Annotated in this window: 4 protein-coding genes; 2 read left to right on the top strand and 2 right to left on the bottom strand. The window is 72.8% G+C overall.

Annotation, left to right across the window (positions count from 1 at the left end; genetic code table 11):
* Together ACRDSK_RS32260 and ACRDSK_RS32255 are read right to left on the bottom strand one after the other, a co-directional pair.
* Positions 1-602 (bottom strand): DUF1365 domain-containing protein (locus ACRDSK_RS32260; protein WP_431445198.1); only part of this gene is annotated, 602 nt, incomplete at its 3' end.
* Positions 599-1,861, bottom strand: coding sequence for an NAD(P)/FAD-dependent oxidoreductase (locus ACRDSK_RS32255; RefSeq protein ID WP_431445197.1), 1,263 nt, complete (start codon positions 1,859-1,861; stop codon positions 599-601). The genes ACRDSK_RS32255 and ACRDSK_RS32260, both read right to left, overlap by 4 nt.
* Before the next feature lie 178 nt (positions 1,862-2,039).
* On the opposite strand from ACRDSK_RS32255, the gene ACRDSK_RS32250 reads away from it, so the two are divergent.
* Both ACRDSK_RS32250 and ACRDSK_RS32245 read left to right on the top strand, forming a co-directional pair.
* Positions 2,040-2,792, top strand: a complete 753-nt coding sequence (locus tag ACRDSK_RS32250; protein WP_431445196.1) for a FadR/GntR family transcriptional regulator — start codon at positions 2,040-2,042, stop codon at positions 2,790-2,792.
* 116 nt (positions 2,793-2,908) lie between these two features.
* Positions 2,909-3,988 (top strand): RNA polymerase sigma factor (locus ACRDSK_RS32245; RefSeq protein WP_431445195.1); only part of this gene is annotated, 1,080 nt, incomplete at its 3' end.

Below are 3,988 nucleotides of genomic sequence, written 5' to 3'. Positions count from 1 at the left end.
GCGTGTGCCAGCACCCGGCCCGGCGTGGCCGCGCCGTGGTGGCGGCCGGTGAGCGTCGCGGCGAACACCGCGCGCCCGCCGCGGCGCAGCACGATCGACAGCGACAGCCGTTCCGCGGGCGGTGGCAGCCGCATCCGGTACTCGCCGGAGACGTCGAAGAACGGCGACACGTAGAGCTCCTTGGCCGCCGCCGCGCGCCAGCCGGCGTCCGGACGCAGCAGGTAGCAGTGCCGCTCGCCGTAGGTGTTGTGCACCTCGGCGACCACGCACACCGGCGCGCCCGCGCCGTCGTAGCACCAGTACACCGACAGCGGGTTGAACACGTAGCCGAGCGTGCGGGGCATGGCGAGCATGACGACCCGGCTCGCCGCGAGGCCGTGGCCGGCGAGCCAGTCGTCGAGGTTGCGCCGGATCGTGCGGTCGGGCCGGCCGAGGTGGTCGCGCGCCTCGAACGTGGCGAACGGCGGCCGGTGGGGGAGCTGGTCGAGGTCGACGAGCCACGGGCGCATCCGGTGCGTGAAGCGGCGGGTCAGCCGCTCGCGCCGGACGTGTGTCAGCCGGGCCGTGTAGATCCGGCCGCGGATCAGGCTGCTGACCGTCATGACCACCCGGCTCCGAACCGCTCCGCCGCCCGGACGCCCGCGGCGCAGCCGTCCTCGTGAAAACCCCAGCCGTGGTATGCGCCCGCATACGCGGTGCGCGCGCTCGTGAGCTCGCCGAGCCGGCCCTGCGCGGCCACCGACGCCGGCGTGTACACCGGGTGCTCGTAGACCATGCGGGCCAGCACGGAGTCCTCGGCGACCCGGTCGGTGGCGCCGAGGGTCACCACGTACTCGTCGGCCGTGGCCAGCCGCATCAGCCGGTTCATGTGGTAGCTGACCAGCACCCGGTCCGCCCCCGCGCAGTCGGGCTTGAGGTAGTTCCAGGACGCCGCCGCGCCTCGGCTGCGCGGCAGCAGCGTGTCGTCGGTGTGCAGCCAGGTCTCGTTGCGGGAGTAGGTGAACGCGCCGAGCACCTCGCGCTCGGCCGGCGTCGGGTCGACGAGCAGGGCCAGCGCCTGGTCGGCATGCGTCGCGAGCACCACCCGGTCCACGTGGTGGTCGGTGTCGGCGTCGTCGCGCACGGCCACGCCGTCCGCGCCGCGGCGCACGGCGCGCACGGGCGTGCCGACGTGCACCGCGGTGAGGTTCTTCACCGCGCGCTCGACGTAGCCGCGCGAGCCGCCGACGACCGTGCGCCACGGCGGTGCGCCGGTGACCGTGAGCATCCCGTGGTGGGCCAGGAACGCGAACAGGTAGCGCGCCGGGTAGGAGCGGCTGACCCGCTCCGGCGCGGACCACACCGCGGACACCACCGGCAGCAGGAAGTGCTCGACGAAGTAGCGCGAGTACCCGCCCGCGGCGACGAACTCGCCGAGCGTGCGGTCATCGCCGGCTTCTCCGGCGGCCAGCTCGCGGCGGGCGTGCCTGTGGAACCTCGTGACCTCGCCCAGCATCCGCAGATACCGCGGCCGGGTCAGGTTGGCCCAGCTCGGGAACAGCCCGGCGAGCCGACGCCCGCCCGCGTACTCCAGGCCGCAGCCCAGGCAGCGCACGCTCATCGACATGTCCGACTCCTGGGTGCGCACGCCCAGCTCGGCGAACAGGCGCAGCAGGTTCGGGTAGGTCCGCTCGTTGTGCACGATGAAGCCGCTGTCCACCGCGACGGATCCGCCGGCTGTCGCCACCTCGTGCGTGTGGGCGTGTCCGCCCAGGCGTGGCTCGGCCTCGAACAGCAGCACGTCGTGCCGACGTTGCAGCAGGTAGGCGGCGGTGAGCCCGGCTACCCCGGCCCCGATGACGGCGATCCGTTCCCTGGTCATGCGTTCACTTGTCACGGCGGTGGTTCGGCGCCGGTCGACACGTGGATTGGTCCCGTTCGTTCCTCTTGCCGGCCAACGTGATCGCGCTGTCTAGTCCACAAAGGACGTACACATCCGGATGCGATTGTATCTGGACGCCGAGGGTTAAGGGGCGATCACGCATCGCTAACATAGCCTGGTGGCAGCAACAGGCGCGGGTAACGCGGCGACGCCGCAGCGACCGGTCAGACGTGGGGACAAGGTGTCCGAGGCGATCGCCCGCGACATCGTGCGCCGGATCGGAGCCGAGGGCCTGGTGCCGGGTACGCAGCTGCCCCCAGAGGCCAAGATGCTGGAGGAGTACCGCGTGGGGCGCGGCTCGCTGCGCGAGGCGTTGCGGATCCTGGAAGTGCACGGGCTGATCTCCATCAAGCCGGGTCCGCGCGGCGGGCCGACCGTCGACCGGGTGCGCACGCGCAACTTCGGGCGCATGGCCTCGTTGTACTTCCAGATGGACGGGGTGACCTTTCGCGAGCTTATCGAGGCGCGGCAGGCGATGGAGCCGGTGCTGGCCCGCCGGGCGGCGGAGCTTCGCGAGCCGGAGCACGTCGCCGAGCTCGCGCGTTTCGAGAACCTGGGCCGCGCCGACGAGGAGTACCTGCGCCACGCCGGCGACTTCCACCAGCTCGTCGCGCTCATGTCGGGCAACCCGATCATGAGCCTTTTCGGCCAGTCGCTCGCGGACGTCGTGCGCGATCGGGTGCAGGACTCGCTGTACCCGAAGTCGCGCCGCCGCGAGGTGCTCGGCACACACGGGATCATCGCGCGCGCGATCGCCGCCGGCGACGCCGATCTCGCGGAGCGGCTGATGCGTGAGCACATGGAGGACTATGTGGCGCAGGCGAAGCGCCGCCATCCGGGGCTGATGCAGGAGGTCGTCGACTGGCGGTGATCGAGGCCGTATCGCGCAAGCGATCCGCTCGTTCATGGATCAACGGGTTGGTGCCGTTCGGGGGGTGCCAGCCGAGGAGTGGGTGCGCGACCGCGCGCCGGCCCGAGAGGATCCCGGTGACCGAGTCCCTGGAAGTACCCGACGCGGAGTTGATCGCCGCCGTGCGCGAGGGGGACGTGGCCGCGTACGGCATGTTGTACGAGCGATATCTGGTGGTGGCCAAGCGCGCGGCCGCGTGTCTCGCGAACACACCGGCCGAGCGCGAGGATCTCGTCGCCGAGGCGTTCACTCGCGTGCTGCGGATGTTGCGCGAGGGCCGCGGTCCCGACGCGGACTTCCGCCCGTACCTGCTCGTGACCCTGCGCAACGTGGCGATCAACATCACCGCCCGCGGCGCGCCGGTGTCGCTCTACGCGGACGTGCCGGACGTGGCGCCGGCGGAGGCGGTCGACGACCCGGTCATCGAGCGCTGGCACGCCACGGTCGCGGCGGACGCGTTCGCGAGTCTGCCCGAGCGGTGGCGCGTCGTGTTGTGGCACACGGAGGTGCAGAACGAGTCGCCGGCGACCGTGGCGCCGTTGCTCGGCATGCGGCCCAACAGCGTCGCCGCGCTGGCCTACCGGGCGCGGGAGGGCCTGCGGCAGGCGTACCTGCGCATGCACGTGCCCGAGGTGCCGCGCAGCTCCTGCCGTCCGGTCGTCGCCAAGCTCGCCGGGTACGTGCGGCACAGCATCCCGCTGCCGTTGTCTCGCAAGATCGGCCGGCATCTGACCGGGTGCTCGGACTGCCGCGCCCGCGCCGAGTCGCTGACCAACGTCAACGAGGAGCTGCGCGGGTCGCTCGGACCGGTCCTGCTCGGCGCGCCGCTCGCCGCGGCCTCCCTGCCGGCGTCGGCGGCGGTGACGGGCGCTGCCTCGGGTGCGGTGACGGGTGCTGTGCCGGCGGCGATGTCGAGTGCGGTGTCGGGCGCGGTCGCGGGAGGTTTCTCGGGCGCGGTCTCCGGAGCGTTGGTGAAGGTGGCCACCGCGCTGGTGGTCGCGGCGACGGCTGCCTCCACCGCCTCGGCGATCTCGTCGTCGCCGGCCGAGGCGGTCGGGATGCAGGTCGCCGCGCCGGCCGTGCGGCACCCGGCGGTCGGGCAGGGCAGCGGCACACTCGGCAGGTCGGGTGGCGCCGCGACCGCGCCGGTACCGGCC

The sequence above is a fragment of the Actinophytocola sp. genome, from assembly GCF_050699915.1.
GTDB lineage: Bacteria > Actinomycetota > Actinomycetes > Mycobacteriales > Pseudonocardiaceae > Actinophytocola.
Note: the sequence above shows the minus strand (reverse complement) of the source record. Positions and strands in the feature narration are given on the sequence as shown.

Coding starts and splice junctions, on each gene's coding strand:
- ACRDSK_RS32255 (WP_431445197.1), bottom strand. CDS start 1,861: ATGACCAGGGAACGGATCGCCGTCATCGGGGCCGGGGTAGCCGGGCTC.